Below are 18443 nucleotides of genomic sequence, written 5' to 3' on the forward strand. Positions count from 1 at the left end.
TAAGTTCAATTAATTTCACGCAGATACAAGGCTTGATCAAAGCACAGGCAGTTGAATGGCGATACGGGTACCTGTCTGCGAGCCTGAGGTATGGCTTTCCACCTGGATTTCGCCACCAAGGGCTTCGACCCGCTCGCGCATGCCCTGAAGACCAAAACCTTTTGAAGACATTTGCATCACCTGTTCAACACTAAAACCACGTCCATCGTCCTCGACGGTCAAACAAACCGACTCGGTATCGAGTACAAAGGTCAGCTCAAGCTGACTGGCACGGGCATACTTAACCACATTGTTCATCGCTTCCTGGCAAAGACGATACAAGGTTACGCTCAGGGTATCGCTTAATGCTTCCGGCTCTCGACCGTTACAGTGCCACTTGATCGTCGCCTTGATCCCCTGTGCCTCGCACTCCAAATCCCTGATTAATTGCTCAAGTGAATCCGCCAGCCCCATGTCATCGAGTGACTTGGGACGCAACTGACTTAACAAGCCTTTGGTGGTGTCATAGATATTCAGCGAAAGGTTTTCGATCATCCCGGCGCAGTTGGCTCCGACAGGTGTTGTTTCGACCCGCTGGATAATGGATGCCTGGGTACGGATCGCGGTAATGTTCTGGCCGATTTCATCATGGAGCTCGCGGGCAATGTCCCGCCGCACCGACTCTTCGGCTTTGACCAACTGGCGGGAAAGGCTATGGTTGCGGTTGAGCTGGAGCCGCAGTTGCTGGTTGAGCTCGCGCTGGCGCTGGATTCCCATTCCCAGCAAGATCCCGGTCAGGCTTTGCGCCGAAAGCGACAACAATAAGTCGGTAACCTCCAGGTCACTGCCGGTACTACGCGCAGCAATCAAAGCCACACTGTTGAGCAAGGTTCCCAGCAAAGCGCCCTGCCAGCCGTAGCGAAATGCCAGCAGAATAATCGGAATAGCCAAACAGAACGGGGCAAAACGACGCATTTCATCCGGCAAACCAAGCTGCAGCGCAATACTGGCAATAAACAGCCCGGCATAGAAAAAGATATGTCTGACCCGCAACGCGACAGGTCGAGACACTAAATCCACCGTCAGCGGGATCCACGCCTGTTGGAACAGGTAGCTCCAGATCAAGTAACAGCTTGGTACCAACATCAGGCCTCCGGTGATGCTAACCAGCAACACCATCCAGCTGTGAGCGCTGAACCACCCCGAGATCGCAACGTTAAGCACTGCCGCCAACCCTATCACAGCCCCCATGACGCACAAACGACGCAGCTGGGAGCCGTAATATTGACCGTGTGCCATCCATAATAACGGGACACTGGCCACACTCGCACACAGTGCTGCTCCCCACAACGGATTGCCGACCTGCGGAGCCAATGCCAGCATCAACCCCCATTCGGCACCATACACCGCCCCCCAGTATTTTTTCGGGCAATGCAAGGCCACCCCCATTCGCAACGCGAAAGGAAACAGAAAAACCGCCAGCTCCGGGTCTAGGGTAAAGTAAGACGAGATTGCCCAGAGGCAGAACCAGGCACAGGCTATCAACAGCCACCCGCCCAAAGTCGTCAGGGCAAATTTGCGCACTACAGCACCTCAGTCTCGAAGTGCTTGGCAAGCTCGACGTTGTTCTTGGCTCCCAACTTATCCATCGCATTGGCCCGGTGGACATGGATAGTCTTGTGGCTAAGCCCCAGCTCGGTGGCCACGGCTTTGACATCCAAGCCGGTCGCCAGCAGTTCCCCGACCTGGCGTTCACGCTTGGTCAACTGGGATACCGAAGCCGATGTTTTTGAAGTTGTCGCTAACTTAATGGCAATATCGGGTGTGAGATAACAGCCTCCCGCGGCTGCAGTCCTGACAGCTTGGACCAACTCATCGGGGCTACAGCGTTTGCTCAGGTATCCCCTAGCACCTACTTCCAACGCCTTTTCGACTACCGATGGGCTATCGTGGACGCTAAGCATGATACAGGCTATCCCTTCAGGTAAATCAGCCAACAGGGACAAACCGCTTTCATCCGGCATCGAAATATCGAGAATACAGACATTGGCCTGACTGCCCGGCAGACCTTGGCGGGCATCCTTGGCCGAGCCAAATTCACCCACTACATAGATGTCATCTTCCAACATCAATAACTGTGCAAACCCAGAACGAACAATGATATGGTCATCAACCAAAGCAACGTTGATCATTTTTTATCCCCCAAGGCGAAAAAGAGGCATAAGCTACCTGCTCAGCCCTGCCGAGACAAGGCTGAAATGTAATTAATCAAAAATAGTGCTCTTGCAACAAAGCGCTTCTAACCAACACCTAAACGACAGATATAAAAAAACTGCCCGCAGGCAGTTTTTCATTGAAAGCATCTCGTGATATCGATTAAGCCGTTTCTAGCTCAAGTTGCTTTTGCAGGCGCTTCTCGCGGCGAATTTTCTTCTCTTCTGCAACGGCAACAAACAATAGCAGGACGATACACACAGCTGCAGAGGTATCTAGCGCAGCAAAGGTGCCTTTCCAGCCTGTAAGGCCAAAGATAGGCGTACCGTCAGCAATCATACCCAGGCCAAGTTTGGCAAAGCTGTCACCAATCAGGTAAGCAAAGGTACCCTTGATACCGTCGGCAACACTGATTGCTTTCTTCGGTACGAAGCCAACTGCTGCCACACCAATAAGAAGCTGAGGACCGAATACCAAGAAGCCAAGTACAAACAGTGAGCCTAGGTACATGTACTCATTGGTTGCATGCTGGTAGAACTCAAGACAGAAGATAATCAACACCAGTGACACACACGCAACGATGGCACGTCGACCGTTCGCCAGGTCAGACAGGTAACCCCACATCAGCGTACCGACTAGTGCACCTACTTCGAACAGGGTGAAACCTGAAATCGCGGTTTCTTTAGACAGACCAAGCTCTTGGTAGGCATATACCGTTGACCACTGGTCGATACCGATACGCACGATGTACAAGAAGATGTTGGCAAAACATAGTAGCCAAATAATCTTATTCTTCAGTACATATTCCATGAAGATTTCACGCTTGGTCATCTGGTTCTCTTCAGCGCTGATATCTTCTTCGCTGATCTCTTCACCAAACAGTTCTTCGGCTTTGCCCAGACCGTACGCTTCCGGCGAATCACTACCAAAGCGCAAGCCCAGGAAACCCACGACCAATGCAATGATTGACGGGAAGATGAACATACCGATCACGTGGCCGTCGAACAGGTAGTTGGCACCGAACAGGGCAACCCCCGCCGCACCCGCACCACCCACGTTGTGGGACATATTCCACAGACCTAGGTAAGTACCACGCTTGTTGCGCGGCGTCCATTTGGTGATAGTCGAGTAACTAGATGGCCCACCGGTACTCTGGAAAAAACCGCTCAGCCCGTAGAAAGCAATCATCATGAACAGGCTGGCGCTTGAGCCACCCATACTGACACTGAAGCCCAACATCGCGATGCCGGAAAGAATCAACATGAAAGGAAGAAACTGTTTGGTGTTCTTTCCATCGGCATAATAAGAAACAACGGTTTTACCAATACCGTAGGTAATGGAGAAGCCCAGACCGATCAGACCCAGATCTGTCATCGACAAACCGTAGGTAGAAATCATGTCGTTCTGAGCAACGTTGAAGTTTTTACGGATCAGATACATGGTCATATAGCCAATAAACACAACCAGGTAAGATTGCATAAATGGCTTGAACCACATTTTACGGCGCTCTTCTACAGGCAGATCCAGCGTTGGTTTTCTGACCTGATCAAGGAGTTTAAGCATGTGTCACCCTCAATACTTTTTCGACGTTATGTGCAGCAATTGCCGCGAGTTCTGCTCTTCTCCAGCCGAATAGGGTCTGTTGAAACATCACCAAGCACAGCAATTAGCAGCGACAAGATAAAGCTTCAACAGCCCCTACTCGCCAGTTAAGCAAACTGCAAGAAGACCATTGGCAGACATTGTAGGGAGACGAATAAAAGCAGGCTTGAGAACCGGGCCTAGGACAATTAGGAAAATTTCCTAATTCCAGCCAAAGGGAGAAAGAAACGTGAAAGTAGTCACAAAATTACTATGGGGAAAAGGTAGCTGAAAGCCATTGGGAGCGAGAAAGCAAACAGCCCAGAAGGACCTGGGCTATGGAGAGTTAGCTGAGAAAGTAATTAGTACAGCGGCATCTCGTCGGCCACGAACGGGTTGGATACGCGCTCACTACCAAAGGTCGAAATCGGACCGTGGCCCGGGATGAACGTGACTTCGTTGCCCAATGGCCATAGCTTGCCTTTGATGGAATCAATCAAGGTCTGGTAGTCACCTTTCGGGAAATCAGTACGGCCGATACCGCCTTTGAACAGCACATCGCCGACAAACGCGACATTAGCATCTTTGCTGTAAAGCACTACGTGGCCTGGAGTGTGGCCTGGTGTATGCAGTACAGACAGCGCCTGGTTGCCTACAGTAACCGTATCACCTTCTTCCAGCCACTGGTCTGGATCGAAAGCTTCAGTCATCGGGAAGCCGAACATCTCACTCTGACGAGGCAAACCCTGAAGCCAGAACGCATCTTCTTTGTGTGGCCCTACCACTGGAATACCCAGCTCTTTTGCCAACGGCTCAGTACCACCTACGTGATCCAAATGGCCATGGGTCAAGATCAGCTTGGTGACAGTTAGTCCCAATTGCTGCGCTTTTTCTTTAAGAAGGTGGATATCACCACCCGGATCAACCATTGCGGCTTCCTTGGTTTCATCACACCAGATGATGGAGCAGTTTTGCTGAAATGGAGTGACCGGCACAATTTCAAATTGAAGGCTCATTGATAATTCCTAGCGATTTCAGTTCTTGCCGCAGGATAGCAAAAACAGCAGGGCAACAACAGTGGGGAAAAATAGCGGGAAAGAGACAGCAAAGCCGACAGCTACCAAGAGAGGGAGGAAGTGTCGGCTTTGTAATTATTCGGTTTGTTTAAGCGCTCGCTCCAGGAACGGTTAACCGTTCCAGCGGCGCACAGGGCCCGTATCAATATGGACGAACCCACTGCGTGGGTAATATCCTACACCGCCTAGGCGCAATTCAAGTGCAGCATTGCGGATCCGTGACAGGGATACACCTTCTAGATTGAAGTCAATCGCCTGGCCTTTCATATGATAGCTCTTCGTCGCCACACCGCCATTTTTCTGCAGTGCTTTATTGGTTGCTGGCGAACGGTAGCCTGAAATAATCCTTACCTGTCCTTTGTGACCCAACCCCGCTTGGATCTCAGTGATCGCATCAAACAGACGGCGATCCATATGAGCAACTTCGTTGCGTCTAAAATCACGACAGATATGGTTAATTTTCTGCAGCTCTTCTTTGACATACAGCTTACCATTGAAATACTCGGTCTCAAGGTTTTCACTGGTATGGATATTGTGCAACGAAATCTGGCGAGCACTCCCTGCTTTATACGGACTTGCTACTACCCAGCTCGGCAGTAAGCATGCCCCAAGCGCAACTCCACCAGCAGCCAGAAGCTGGCGGCGCTTGTAATCAATTTCAGACATAACTCAACAACAACTAACTTCTTGCCTACTCCAGGCACGGTAACGCAACCCCAACCGGGTCCCCTTAATGGAGGAGCAAGATAACGTTCAGATATTGTTCAGTCAAACCTTGAAATGACAAAAAACTGGCAGCTTTTTAACCAAAAGCTGCCTAATTATTGACGTGAAAGCATTTTATTCAGTGTAAATAGATGTAAATAATTCTTGGTTTTGCGACATGGCGACAAACTTGTCATAGTCGTAAACATCATTGCGATAGTTTACCAAGCCTTCATTATCGACCCATGCGGTCTGGTAGATCACCTGTATCTTGACCTTGTTGGACAAACCAACTGTCTTGGTTTTCGTACGTGCCTTAAGCTGGTTGACTCTTTGCTCTGATACACCTGAATGGTTTAACAGGATCATCGCCAAATTACCCGCCTGCTCTACCCTGACACACCCGGAACTGAATGCCCTGGTCTCTTTGGCGAACAAGCTTTTGGCTGGGGTATCGTGCAGGTAGATAGCATGGTCATTAGGCATGTTGAATTTATACAGACCTAGAGCATTTTTCCGTCCGGGCTTTTGCCGCAACCGATAAGGGAACTGTTTGGCATTGACGATGCGCCAGTCGATGGTATGGATAGGTATTTGTTCTGAACTCTGCCAGCTTCTTATCACGGCAAAGCCATTGCGGTGCAGATACCCCCTGTCCCTACGGGCCTTGGGCAAGATATCTTTGCGCATGATTGACATGGGGACATTCCAATACGGATTGAACACCACTGACGAGACATTCGTCGTCATTAACGGTGTCCGGCGACTTGGCCTACCCACTATGACTTTACTGTCGAGCACATGACGGTCATTGAGCCATAGACTGAGTTCATAATTGGGAATATTGACTACCAATAACGAGGCGGCATCCGATGGCCATAACCGGGTCCGCTGGGCATTGAGTGCCAAAACCCGAATGCGTGACTGCGGCGATATCGCCAGCCACTGCCGGGTTTGTGGACCGATCACGCCATCTTCTTTCAAGCCATGGCGGCGCTGAAAGCTTTTTACAGCATTGGCCAAATCGATATTGTAGCTACGAACGCCAGCTGCCCGGATCTGATCTGCTTCGAAATCACGTAGGTCACCGAGCTGTTCAAGGATGGAGATCAACGCATCAGGATCCCTCAGCCTTGTACCTAGCCTGATGATCCCTGGCTGGTAGAACCCCGGCCAGCTATCACTGGCTGCAGGCTCAAGGGCATCAATCGCCAACAGCAACCGGGTATAGTTTTCATCATCGGGTTTGAGGCTGTTAACATAGAAGCGCAACCGCTCAGTGTCTATCGCATTATACAGCCGTGATAAGGTCGCCTCGGAGGGCATCGGCAACTGGGGATCAACCCCTGCACCAAACAACCAGCCTTTGCCATAGGTTGGGATCCCTTCGACATAGCTCATGTAGGCAAACAAGGTATCAGTCGCCAGCAAATCATATTGGCGCCAGTCATTGGCTTGTTTGTAATGCTTCAGGAGGGAATAGCGGCGGTTGAAATCACTGCTGATGTTCGACAGCACCACCATACGTAACTGCTGCTCGAAATCACTGGCAGTGAAGGTATCCTGCCACAGCGGAACAAAGCCAATACTCTGGTACAGATCGGCCAGCTCATCCACATAACGAATGGCCGCTATGTCATTGGCGACTTCATGTACCCATTGACGGGCTTTCTTTTGCTGCAGGATATCATCCGAAAACTGCTGCTCCAGCTGATCTCTTGCAGATAAAGGCTGTACTGGCCAGGTTTCTTCTTCGGCATGGTTCACCTGAGAGAAGACACACATCAGGACAAGCCCCAGACGACTGAGCTTTAACATTACCAACTGACTCCTCATTGCCGTTATCATAATTATGGCAAGTTTGATGTATAACGGACTAAATTTAGCCGTCACTGCCAGTGGGTAATGTTTCAAATCCTGACACCTGTCAGGATATTTGACATATTTTGCTATTATTGGGACAACAATCTACCAGCACTATTTTGGTGCTTGAACACTTCCTCAAAAATTTTACAGAATATTCCAATGGTTATCCCACATCACAGGGCTTTGCACTGACGCAACTTGCTGTGGAGGTTTAATTGATAGGACTTTTCCGGCTCCCGATCCTACTAACCACTTTCCTTCCTTGACACCGACTCCTGATGCATCAACCAGCGGCCTCAGTTCAACCAGCTCGCGGCTGGCTTCATGCCATATTCCATAGCAATTGCCCCGTGGCGATGTCGCTAGCAGGTAGCCATCAAGGCTCGCAATGCTGGCAATATAATGGTTGAACCTCAGCCACTGCTCTTCATCAGCCTGCAGTGGTTTGAGCATTCCGCCTTCCCCTCGGCGATGGAGCGCAACCAAAGGCGCGGCATCTTCGGGCAGTCCCCGATACTGCTGCCCGCACGCAACCTCTCCAGTATCCGTCACACTCAGGTGGCGGATACTGAGTTGCTTGTCAGCCAAAACCGCTTTGTCAACAATTTCGCCGGTTTCCCGGTCAAGGTAGACCAGAGCCGGTTGCATGGTATCTAGGTTAAGCGGTGTCCGCCCTCGGGTATGCACCCCGCCAACACCCACCGCCAGCGTTTGATCATCTACCAGGACGACTTCATGCGGGCCAATCCCAAACCCGCGGAACTCAGCCACTTTTGCCAATTTGCCAGCACCAGCCCCGCCTATCTCGTAGACGCCAATGATCCCCTCGCTGGTTTGGCGCACTCCTTCTGTGGCATACAGCAGCTTGCCATCAGGGGAAAACACCCCATGGCCATAAAAATGCCGGTCGGAAGGCGCGGTATAGAGAGGCCAAGCCTGCCCGGCCTGATAATCGAAGACTTGCAAGTAGCTACCCGGCCGGCGGCTAAATGCCGCTGCCAAATTACCATTTGGCTGCAAGGCGACCCCATGGCCACGGCCTGGCAGCGGCAACTGATAAAGCGGTTGCCCACGGTTATCGGCCACCACCACACCAAAGCGACCATCGGAATGACGGCTGCAGCCAATAATGGTTGCTTGTGAAGAATCCGCGGGATTTCCAACAATGCTTGATTGAGCATGGCTACATCCGGTCAAAGCGGCCGTTGCAAAGCTCCCCCCCACAGCGGCAGCTAGCGGGCGGAGCGCAGCGCTACCCAAAGCGCCCAGCAGTAGCCGGCGCCGTGTTAGATCAGTCACCATCGGTTGCATTGAACCCCACGACAATTCCCAGCTCCGGCGCTACTTCATCCTGCAGCGTCCACTTTATATATTCCAGGCCATTGAAAATAGAGATAAGTTGGCGGTAGCCCTCTCGGCTTTTCAGCATGGCTGTCATCGATGGCTCGGCAGGCCAACTTACCAATAGGCTGGCAAACTGTTCTTTGAGGCGATCGGCGGTTCCGTCATACCCTTTATCACGGAGCAATTGATCCAAACCTTGCCCGTTAGCAATGTACAACTGCTGCATCGCCGCCACGCTGGCCTTGAGGTTGACCATAGAAGTGCCTGAGCGCCATGACTCTGCCTGATAGGGTTTAGGATGCCCCGGCTTGCCCATTGGCCGCTGCAGTTTTTTGATGCTGTAATCTAGCTGGTTATTCAGCGCCCCTAAGTATTCACCCAGTGCAAGTTCCGGCGTCATCGCCTGCCATGGGTTGGTTTGCCACGCGCTTACCAGCGTCTCACCACTCAGGTTGATATGGGCAGTGACGGCCTCAGCCAATTGGCAGCCGTCTTCTGTCTTCAGAGCCTGTGGTTGTTCATAGAGAAACCACTCTGCCGCTCCCAAGCCCTGCACAGCAACACTTTGGCTGGCTAAATCCGAAGCACTCCAGGCTGTATCTTGTTTTAATAACTGACTGAGCTTACACCCTGTCGTATTTTTCTTATCGGGCCAGAACTGTATTTGCCAACTCAGTGCTAGTGCATCCTCACTGCCCTTCTCGCGTCCTTGGAACGACATCCAGCTTTGCATCGTATTTGTCCAAGCAACCTGGGCACTTTCCAGTGCACTTTCACCACCTGTTTCGCACAATGCAGCCATCGCCGTATTCAAATCATTTGCCGCCGAAGAAAACTGCTTTGCAGCACTGAGGTGCTGCTGGTGAATGGCTTTACTCGTACTAACCGTATCGATATTGCAGCCACTCAACAACGCTGCCGACACCGCCGACAGCAGAATTACACGCTTTTTCATTTATACCTTGCTCCTATCTACCATGCTCTTATCTACCTTGCTTCTAGAGCGAATGGAGAAAGGCGACCAGTGCCTCTCGGTCTGTTTTTGGAAGGGCAACAACCTGATCGCGGCTCAGCTGAGCTTCACCGCCGTGCCACAAGATAGCTTCCATCACATTGCGTGCCCGGCCATCATGGAGCAAGTTGGTATGGCCGTTAACTTCCTCGGTATATCCCAAACCCCAGAGCGGGGCTGTCCGCCACTCCCGGCCGTTGGCAAGATACTCACCGCGGTTATCCGCCAAACCCTCACCCATATCATGGAGCAAGAGATCGGTATAAGGGTTGATCAACTGCTCAGAGAGTGCTGGGGTTTCTGTGCTTTTGGCCGTTTTGATCTGGGTGACATGGCAGCTTTGGCAGCCAACTTCGGCAAACAGAGCCTCGCCCCTCACCACTTTCGGATCATTGATATTGCGCCGCGCTGGGACCGCTAGATGACGCGAATAAAACTCGACAAAAGTCAGTACATTGCGGCTAACCTCAGGCTTGCCACCATGAGGCAGCTGATCACATACCAACTGCATATCAGAGCAGTTCTCTGCCGGAAACAGCTCGCTGGTCAACCCAAGGTCACCATTGAACGCAGCGGCGTTTTGCTGCATCAAACTTGGCTGTCCGGCTTTCCAACCAAAGCGGCCAACGGCAAAGACCTGTGCTGTCACATCCCACACCCGGTTAAGCTTACCGGAAACCCCTTTTTCCTCGGCCAGTTGCTCCTTGGCAATCTGCTCCAATGTTTGTTCCGGAATCAACTCCAGCAACCCCAACCCAATCATTGGTGGTGCGACGCGGGCCGACATCATGACCTGCGGGTGAAGTGGCCCATAGTTCAAATCTGTGATGGCCAATTGGGGCTTACGAAGGGTGATCACTTCGCCGCCCGCCATTGTTACGGGTACATCTTGGTAGGACAGCTTAATTTGTCCCTCGGGCTTGGCACCGGATAAAGAAAAGTCCTGCAGCTGCCCGCCATAGATTGGATCGGGGATCACGCCGCTTTTGATAATGGCCTGCTTCTGCTCAGGGGTGTGTGCCGGGATACTCAACCGGACCAGCATCGATACTGCATTGGTATCCCCTTGCTGAGGCGGGTGGCCTCGACCGTCTTTGATATGGCAGTTCTGGCAACCATTGGTATTAAACAGTGGCCCCAAACCGTCACGGGCATCTGTAGTAGCTGGTGCCTGAACCCAAGGGTTACGGAAGAAGCTGTTACCTACACTGAAATCCAGCCGCTTGGACAACGGCAGGTTGGCAGCGGGAAGAGAAAAGGCATTGGCCCCATTTTTTCTGACCGTCGTCTCGCCACCCAATTTCATTGCCAGTATATCTTCTGGCGGAAATGAACTGGTTTTACTTTGGGCCAGTGAAGGGAAAGAAATTAAGGCTGATAGCAGCAATCCGGCTGCTTTAGACGTGAAATGCAACTTCATTATTCATCGCTCGGGCTGTAATAATTATGATCACGAAAGGGCTCTTCCGAGCCCTTATTGTTTATAAATAATTGTATCTAAATGGCTTCCAGGCTTAGAACTGGTGATCAGCGGTATCTGGGTTTAGGTTGCTAATACCGATCACTGATGCCGCTTGCTCGATGCTCGCGGTCTGCTGCACCAATGCCATGATTGACTCGTTGACGAGTGCATTGCCCGCTTGGTTACCTGCGGCAATCAGTTGGTCAAAGGCTTGATCCTGCTTTTCCGCAGACTCAACCAAGGTATAAACCTGGCTGCGGGCACGGTCGAAATCCGCCTGGATTGCTTTAGCCGCTTCTTTGTCTTTGCTGGCAACAAGATCATGAATGCTAGGGCCAGAAAGCACCTCACCGCTTACACGCTTGTAGGTACCGGTGTAGACGTTATAAATACCCTGCTCGTTGTAGTAGTGGGAGTTATGGGTGTTGTCTGAAAAACAATCGTGCTCGTCTTCCGTCGAGTTCGCTTCCAGAGCCACTTTCATGCGCTCGCCAGCCAACTCCCCCAATGACAGTGACCCCATACCAAATAGCATCTTACGTAGGCCGTTATCCGCTGAATCCGCCATTAGCTCAGCACGGTAGTTGCCTTCCACTTCTGGTGACCACTGCTGGGTCATCCAGCTCAAGTCATTTTGCAGTAGCACTGATGCCGCTTTCAGGTATTCACGGCGGCGTTCACAATTGCCATTAGTACAGGCTTCACCGTAGGCAAAATCTGTGTAAGGGCGTTCACCTGCACCGGCATTCGTGCCGTTCAAATCTTGCCCCCACAGCAAAAACTCTATCGCGTGGTAACCTGTGGCCACGTTCGCTTCCGAGTCGCCGATTTCATTCAAGTCTGCCAGCAGCTCAGGGGTGATCTTAGATGTATCAACCTTCTGGTTACCTACCTGCACTGACTTGTTTGAAACAATATTTGCCTTGGCCCCTTCATTGCCTAGCTCATATTGGTAGTCATCGGTCACGTAATCGATCAAACCTTCATCCAGTGGCCAAGCATTTAACTGGCCTTCCCAATCATCAACCACCGCATTGCCGAAGCGGAACACTTCTGATTGTTGGTAAGGAACGCGAGAGGCCTTCCAAGCCACACGGGCTTTGTCCAGGGTTTCTTGAGATGGCGAAGCGATAAAGGCATCAATAGCCTTATCTAAGCCCTGTGCCGTGGTCAGCGAGTCACTGAATACGCTATGGGCAATATCTGCATAATGGGACACGACCTGCTCTTTAGAAACAGGGGTAGCGCTAGCTAAGGCTGGCGCTACCAAAAATGCAGCCATAATTACATTACGAGGGAATTGAGTCTTCATTATTTTCATCCATGTGAAAGCTGTTTTATAACCACAAACAGTAATGTTAGTGAGAATTATTCTTATTCCAATAATGATAACTAAGTTTGTAAGCAAATGTAAATTATTTTTCTTGAGCGATACAATGCTGTGACATGCAATCACAAATCAGATCAAGACAACATTATGAAAACTAAGGCTTCCAACTTTGGTCGGTTTGTTGTAATTTCGCCGAGCACTATTTAGGAGAGTAATATGGACAAGCACGAAGAAGTCTTGATTGCCCTGCGACAAATCATTCGAGCCATCGATCTGCACTCGCGCAAATTGAACAAACTGGCTGGTTTGACTGGCCCGCAGCTGGTATTGATGCGCGCAATACGCGACTCCGGCGAAGTGACTATCCGTCAGCTTTCCAATAACACCAATATGAGCCAAGCGACCGCAACTACGATCCTGGATCGTTTGGAAAAACGCAGCTTGGTGATCCGTGAGCGCAGCAAACTGGACAAGCGCAAAGTCCACGCCTACCTCACTGATGAAGGCAAAGAGTTGTTGGCAAAAGCACCACCACCTCTACAAGAGGATTTTGTCGCCCGCTTCCAGCGCTTGGAAGAATGGGAGCAATCGCTACTGCTATCTTCGGTACAGCGTATTTCTTCAATGATGAATGCTGAACACCTTGATGTGGCCGCGATGCTAGAAACCGGTAGTATTACCAAGCAAGAAACCGACCGCTAACCGGCACCGATTAAAGGAATATCGCGTTTGCTACTCGAAGGCATTGAAACGTTACTGGTACTGGCCCAAGAAGGCACCATGAGCAAAGCGGGCAGCCGTCTGTACCTCAGCCAGAGTGCGGTCAGCAAACGTATTGCCAAGCTAGAGCAGCGGATCGGCAAGAAGCTGATTGAACCGGATGGTCGTCGGATCAAACTGACTGCCGACGCTTTGCAGCTCATTGCTGCGGTCGAGCCGGGATTCAAAGCCCTGAAAGGGCAGATATTTGATCAGCTCGATGTCAATGATCGTACTGTTATCCACTTAGCCTGCTCGGAAACCCTGGTTGCAGGCTATTTGGCACCAGTGCTGGGTGAATACATTCAGCGTGATCCCCACCTTGCCATCAGCACCCACCATACCCCGATCATTGTCGAAAGAGTGCAGGCAGGCGATGCCGCCGTCGGTTTCTGTGCCGGCCACCTTCCCCCTCAGCACGGATTAGCTGTCACCCACCTGTTCGATGAGCCGTTTTCAGTCGTCAGCCACCAAGTGCTCGAGCAACAACCGAGCCAATTGCTGGTCAATGACTTGAAAAACCCGGCTAATGCCAATCAAGTCAGCTCATTGCAGAAGGCGGGAATTGTCCCCTATATGGAAATGGACTCCTATACTGCTGCCGCCCAGCTGGCACTGAGTGGCATTGCAGCAGCACTGGTGCCGATATCGATTGTAAAAACACTCAAAATCGCCTCCCACCACTGCCACCATTTTCCTTTTATGGACGAACTCACACGCCCAGTTCAGCTCTGCTATCGCCAAAATAGCTTGCAGTCGTCACGAACACGCCAGCTTATTGAAACCATTGCGGGTTCTGTTCAACTAACAGTTTAATCGCCATACACATCGAGCTAATGACGACCATTGGCCGGATCAATTTACGCCCCTTTGAAATCACCACTTTCGCTCCCATGCGTGCACCAATAAACCCACCGACAGCCATGATGATGCCTATCTCCCAGACTGGCAAACCCGCAAAGATGAAAAACAGCAGAGCCGCAAAGTTCGAGGTGAAATTCAAAATTTTAGTTCGTGCCGTGGCTTCCACCAGCCCAAACTGGGCAATGGCAACAAAACAGATGGTATACAGTGCACCGGCTCCCGGGCCAAAGAAACCATCATAGAAACCAATACTGGTACCCACACTCAGGGCAAAAAGGTTCTCAGACAACCTCGGCTTGCCGCCACCCTGCCCGACCTGAGGGGCAAACAGGAAGTAAAGCGAGATACAAACCAGCAAAATAGGGATCAACTGCGTGAGCACTCCAGCATCAATGCGCTGGACAAGTTCTGCGCCGCTGGCTGCGCCAATGAAGGTAAAGATCATCGCATTGCGCATTTCACCCAAACTGACCAAGCCATTACGGACAAAATACAGCGAGGCAGAAAAGCTGCCAAATGAACCCTGTAGTTTATTGGTCGCCAATGCTTGGGTTGGCGGCACCCCTGCGGCAAGCAGGGCGGGCACTGTCAGCAGCCCGCCACCTCCTGCAATCGCATCGATGAAACCCGCTAGGCCAGCGACTAAAAACAGTAGCCCCAATACGTCTAATGACAACTCCATGTAGATATTTCTCTTTCGTTAAGTGCCTGAGTGATGAGGCTGAAAAATAGCATCTGTACCTATCACAGAACAGCGAAACGACGGACCACAACCCATTCCAAGTAGGAATGAGTCACACTAAAGTCACAAATGGCCCAATGCAAATTGCTAAAAAACATCATTAGCCCTGTCTAATTAACAGCCAGATTACGTTGGATATTTAACCTAAAACGGCCTAATCCATTCCCGTCTGTTAACCCTGTCCCAGTTTCATCCCACCCCCCATGCCGATTCGGTATTGAAAGGCAATATTTGGCATTTAACAGCTCTTTTTCGTTTGCGCACTATACCCACAAATAATTCAAGGTTTTATCATTTCAAACGGACTGGAAAACTATGTTAGTAGCAATAGAGCTGTTGGTCGTATTAGGCTGCATATACTGGGGACTCAAAATGGGCGGGCTAGGTGTCGGGCTCGCAGGGGGGCTCGGGTTGGCCATTCTCACCCTAGGGTTCGGCCTTGAGCCAAGCGCCCCCGCTGTCAACGTCATCCTGATCATCATGGCGGTGGTCACCGCGGCATCGACCATGCAGGCCGCAGGCGGGATGGATTGGCTGGTTCACCATGCCGGCAACCTGATGCGCCGCAACCCGAAATACATCTGCTTCCTCGCCCCGATGATCACCTGGCTGATGACTATCATGGCCGGTACCGGTTACACGGTATTTTCCACCTTGCCAGTGATCTCTGAAGTCGCCAAAGAGATCGGTGTTCGCCCTTCACGGCCGCTGGCAGGTGCTGTGGTTGCCTCGCAGGTCGCGATTTCCGGCTCCCCTATTTCTGCCGCCATGGCAGCCATGATTTCAATCATGGAGCCAATCGGTGTGAGCTTCCTGGAAATCATGGCAGTCTGCCTGCCTGCATCATTCATCGCTGCGATGGTGGGTGCCTTCATTGCATCACGCCAAGGTTGTGAGCTAAAAGATGATCCTGTTTATCTCACCCGTCTGCAGCAGAACCAGGAGCAGAAACAACAGCAAAGCATCACCCTTGAACCGAAAGCCAAATACTCGGTGATGCTGTTCCTGCTTGCTACCATTGCCATTGTGATTTATGCCGCTTTCCCCGTGCTGCGTCCGCACTTTGCCGATGGCAGCATGATGTCGACCCGCGATATCATTATTGTGTCGATGTTCGCCGTTGCTTGCTTGATGGTTCCTATGTGCAAGGTTGATCCGGAGAAGATCATCCGTACCACCACTTTCCGCTCAGGTATGAGCTCAGTGGCGGTTATCCTTGGCATCGTGACGATGGGCTCAACCATGGTGAACGCCTACCTACCTGAAATCAAAGAGTTTGCAGGCACCTTGTTGCAATCCTACCCGATGCTACTGTCACTGGTACTGTTCGGTACTTGTACCCTATTGCTTTCGCAAGGTGCGACAACACCACTGATCATCCCACTGGCTTTGAGCTTGCAGGTACCGCACTGGGCGATCCTCGCTTCATTCGTTGCGGTTACCGGGGTGTTTGTTCTTCCTACCTATCCAACATCATTGGCAGCGATTGAGTTCGACTCCACCGGCTCAACTCGAATGGGCAAGAACATCTTCGACCACCCATTCTTGATGCCAGGCTTGATTGGTGTGGCGGTATCAACAGTATGCGGTTTCTTGCTGGCTCCTATGATTGTGTAATGGCGAAAAAGGTCATAAACAAGCCACTAGAAAAAAGCGAAGCGCCAAATGGCGCTTCGCTTTTTCTTTTTTATTACTCGGAATTACACCTGCTTTTCAGCGTGTAAGCGCAATGCCTGCCACACTTGCTCGCCCGCAGGGTGCAAGCGGGCTTGATAGCGATAGGCGTAGTAAGTGATAGGGAGGCGCAGTGACTCATCGCCCAGTATTGCCACCTTGCCATCTGCCAAATCCTGCTTAATGGCATAATCCGGCAGCCATGCCACACCAAGCCCCTGTAATGCCAATGTCTTGAGCAAATCAGTCATGGAAGAGGAAAACACAGGTTGCAAATTCACTTGCTCCCTGACCACTTCAACCTGCCGCCCCATGTAAGAGCTCGGGCTATAGGCAAGCCAAGGGACTTCTGCATCTGGGGTAATGCTGTAAAGCGGTTTGCCCGCCTCATCACAGGCACAAACAGGCAATAGCTCAGCCTGGCCAACTTGCAATGACTGGTAAGGTGGTAGGCGTAACAGTTCATCATCGAAGGCCAACAGAATATCACAGCCCCCTTCTTGAAGTTCTTCAATCGCTTCATCGACATCGATCGCCTCGACGCTCAATATCGGCTTATGCTTGCCGGCCATCAGCTCCGATTGAATCGATGGCACTAAACTGGTTGCCAACGAGTGGGCTGCCGCCACCCGGACATTGTTGCCGCCCAACTTGGATAAATCAGATAACTGGCCAATACCGTCCATCATTTGATTGATCAACGTACGGGCCGTGATGCGGAACAACCGGCCGCTAGCCGTCAATGCAACCGGCGTCTTGCTGCGGTCAATCAACTCTGCACCGACCGTCTGCTCCAGCGCCTTAATACGCCGGCTGAATGCTGGTTGGGTAACATTGCGTTTTTCTGCAGCCAGAGAGAAGTTTCTCACTTCAGCCAGCACCAAGAAGTCTTCCAACCACTTACTTTCTATATTCATAACGGTACAACACGTTTTTCCCTAACTTCAGCTGCGGCAGTATAACGAAACCCAATGCACATACAGAGATATTTCAAGCCACTCAGATCACAAATCCAACAGTTCTCCATACCGATTATGCATAACTGGCTCAGCAACGGCATTTCTCACCATCACCGTCCTCCCCTATAGTGAACTTAGTGAAAAATACTGTAGGAACAATAAGATGAGCAGGAAATTAGGTATTTTGGGCGGAATGGGGCCTCTAGCCACTGTCGAGTTCATGCAAAAAATCATCGCGCAGACGCCAGCCTGCAGTGACCAACAACATATTCCTATGCTGGTTAGTAATAACCCGCAGATCCCCGACCGTACCGCTTTCCTGATCAGCAACGGCGATGACCCCTACCCGGCCCTCAAGCAGGGAATGGAGCAACTCGAGCAGGCTGGTGCCGAATGTATCGTGATGCCATGCAATACCGCCCATTACTGGTACCCGCGATTAAGCAATACCTGCCGGGTACATATGATCAGCATTCTCGATAGTGTGGTTGATGAAGCCAAACAACGTGGCTACAAAAAAGTGGGGATCATGGCCACTACCGCGACCATGACGACAAGGATGTACGAGACTAAACTGGCACAAAAGCAAATTGCTGCCGTTGCCCCAGGGCAAGACCAGCAACTCGCCGTAATGGAAGGGATCTATGCCGTCAAAGCCGGGGACGTCGAGCAGGGCCACCGGTTAATGAAGCCAGTCTTTGACGCCCTGCTCGAACAAGGCGCAGATGCCGTTATCCTAGGCTGCACAGAGATCCCCGTCGCCTTGGCTGAAACTGTGTTCAACCAGCCAGACCAATGCCTGGACTCGCTCAATATCTTGGCAAAAGCCTGTATTGACTGGGCAACGGCTGACTCAGCCGAGCTTGTAGCCTAAAG

16 protein-coding genes are annotated in these 18443 nt (G+C 51.2%); 4 read left to right on the plus strand and 12 right to left on the minus strand.

All coding sequences use genetic code 11. The features are described 5' to 3' along the window. Positions 1 to 36: 36 nt before the first annotated feature. The 10 genes from uhpB to ACXAGQ_RS01150 all read right to left on the minus strand — a co-directional run bounded on the left by uhpB (position 37) and on the right by ACXAGQ_RS01150 (position 12521). Positions 37 to 1563, minus strand: coding sequence for a signal transduction histidine-protein kinase/phosphatase UhpB (uhpB, locus tag ACXAGQ_RS01105; protein WP_475251071.1), 1527 nt, complete (start codon positions 1561 to 1563; stop codon positions 37 to 39). Further along, entirely contained in the window at positions 1563 to 2171 is a 609-nt protein-coding gene (gene uhpA, locus ACXAGQ_RS01110) for a response regulator transcription factor UhpA (protein ID WP_475251073.1), read from the minus strand. Before uhpA ends, uhpB begins: the two co-directional genes overlap by 1 nt. Before the next feature lie 184 nt (positions 2172 to 2355). Continuing rightward, positions 2356 to 3756 (minus strand): hexose-6-phosphate:phosphate antiporter, encoded by a 1401-nt coding sequence (uhpT, locus tag ACXAGQ_RS01115; protein WP_475251075.1) that lies wholly within the window; start codon positions 3754 to 3756, stop codon positions 2356 to 2358. A 380-nt stretch (positions 3757 to 4136) separates the two neighbouring features. Further along, positions 4137 to 4790: an MBL fold metallo-hydrolase gene (locus ACXAGQ_RS01120; protein ID WP_475251077.1), complete on the minus strand. Its 654-nt coding sequence runs from the start codon at positions 4788 to 4790 to the stop codon at positions 4137 to 4139. 171 nt (positions 4791 to 4961) lie between these two features. Next, positions 4962 to 5516, minus strand: a complete 555-nt coding sequence (gene mepK / locus ACXAGQ_RS01125) for a peptidoglycan L,D-endopeptidase MepK (RefSeq protein WP_475251079.1) — start codon at positions 5514 to 5516, stop codon at positions 4962 to 4964. Positions 5517 to 5690: 174 nt separating this feature from the next. Continuing rightward, positions 5691 to 7373, minus strand: a complete 1683-nt coding sequence (locus tag ACXAGQ_RS01130; RefSeq protein WP_475251081.1) for a L,D-transpeptidase family protein — start codon at positions 7371 to 7373, stop codon at positions 5691 to 5693. A gap of 192 nt (positions 7374 to 7565) precedes the next feature. Beyond that, positions 7566 to 8732, minus strand: coding sequence for a DUF1513 domain-containing protein (locus ACXAGQ_RS01135; protein ID WP_475251083.1), 1167 nt, complete (start codon positions 8730 to 8732; stop codon positions 7566 to 7568). Continuing rightward, positions 8713 to 9720 (minus strand): imelysin family protein, encoded by a 1008-nt coding sequence (locus ACXAGQ_RS01140; protein ID WP_475251085.1) that lies wholly within the window; start codon positions 9718 to 9720, stop codon positions 8713 to 8715. The genes ACXAGQ_RS01135 and ACXAGQ_RS01140 overlap by 20 nt, the downstream gene beginning before the upstream one ends. A gap of 43 nt (positions 9721 to 9763) precedes the next feature. Then, positions 9764 to 11197, minus strand: a complete 1434-nt coding sequence (locus ACXAGQ_RS01145; RefSeq protein WP_475251087.1) for a di-heme oxidoreductase family protein — start codon at positions 11195 to 11197, stop codon at positions 9764 to 9766. A 94-nt stretch (positions 11198 to 11291) separates the two neighbouring features. Continuing rightward, positions 11292 to 12521 (minus strand): imelysin family protein, encoded by a 1230-nt coding sequence (locus ACXAGQ_RS01150; protein WP_475254636.1) that lies wholly within the window; start codon positions 12519 to 12521, stop codon positions 11292 to 11294. Positions 12522 to 12785: 264 nt separating this feature from the next. Here ACXAGQ_RS01150 and ACXAGQ_RS01155 point away from each other — a divergent pair, with 264 nt between their 5' ends. Then, positions 12786 to 13271: a MarR family winged helix-turn-helix transcriptional regulator gene (locus ACXAGQ_RS01155; RefSeq protein WP_475239642.1), complete on the plus strand. Its 486-nt coding sequence runs from the start codon at positions 12786 to 12788 to the stop codon at positions 13269 to 13271. A gap of 27 nt (positions 13272 to 13298) precedes the next feature. Continuing rightward, entirely contained in the window at positions 13299 to 14144 is an 846-nt protein-coding gene (locus ACXAGQ_RS01160) for a LysR family transcriptional regulator (protein WP_475251089.1), read from the plus strand. Here the strand turns inward: ACXAGQ_RS01160 and ACXAGQ_RS01165 are convergent. Next, entirely contained in the window at positions 14104 to 14874 is a 771-nt protein-coding gene (locus tag ACXAGQ_RS01165) for a TSUP family transporter (protein WP_475251091.1), read from the minus strand. The genes ACXAGQ_RS01160 and ACXAGQ_RS01165 overlap by 41 nt on opposite strands. Positions 14875 to 15249: 375 nt before the next feature. Between ACXAGQ_RS01165 and ACXAGQ_RS01170 the strand changes: the two genes are divergently transcribed. Then, the gene (locus ACXAGQ_RS01170) at positions 15250 to 16551 is read left to right on the plus strand and encodes an anaerobic C4-dicarboxylate transporter (RefSeq protein ID WP_475251093.1); all 1302 of its coding nucleotides are present in this window, start codon (positions 15250 to 15252) and stop codon (positions 16549 to 16551) included. 83 nt (positions 16552 to 16634) lie between these two features. Here the strand turns inward: ACXAGQ_RS01170 and ACXAGQ_RS01175 are convergent, their stop codons facing one another. Continuing rightward, a complete protein-coding gene (locus tag ACXAGQ_RS01175) occupies positions 16635 to 17525 on the minus strand; it encodes a LysR substrate-binding domain-containing protein (protein ID WP_475251095.1) in 891 nt (296 codons plus the stop codon). A 205-nt stretch (positions 17526 to 17730) separates the two neighbouring features. On the opposite strand from ACXAGQ_RS01175, the gene cuyB reads away from it, so the two are divergent. Next, positions 17731 to 18441, plus strand: a complete 711-nt coding sequence (gene cuyB, locus ACXAGQ_RS01180; protein WP_475251097.1) for a cysteate racemase — start codon at positions 17731 to 17733, stop codon at positions 18439 to 18441. Positions 18442 to 18443 lie beyond the last annotated feature (2 nt).

Source organism: Photobacterium sp. ABD4_091, assembly GCF_056160145.1.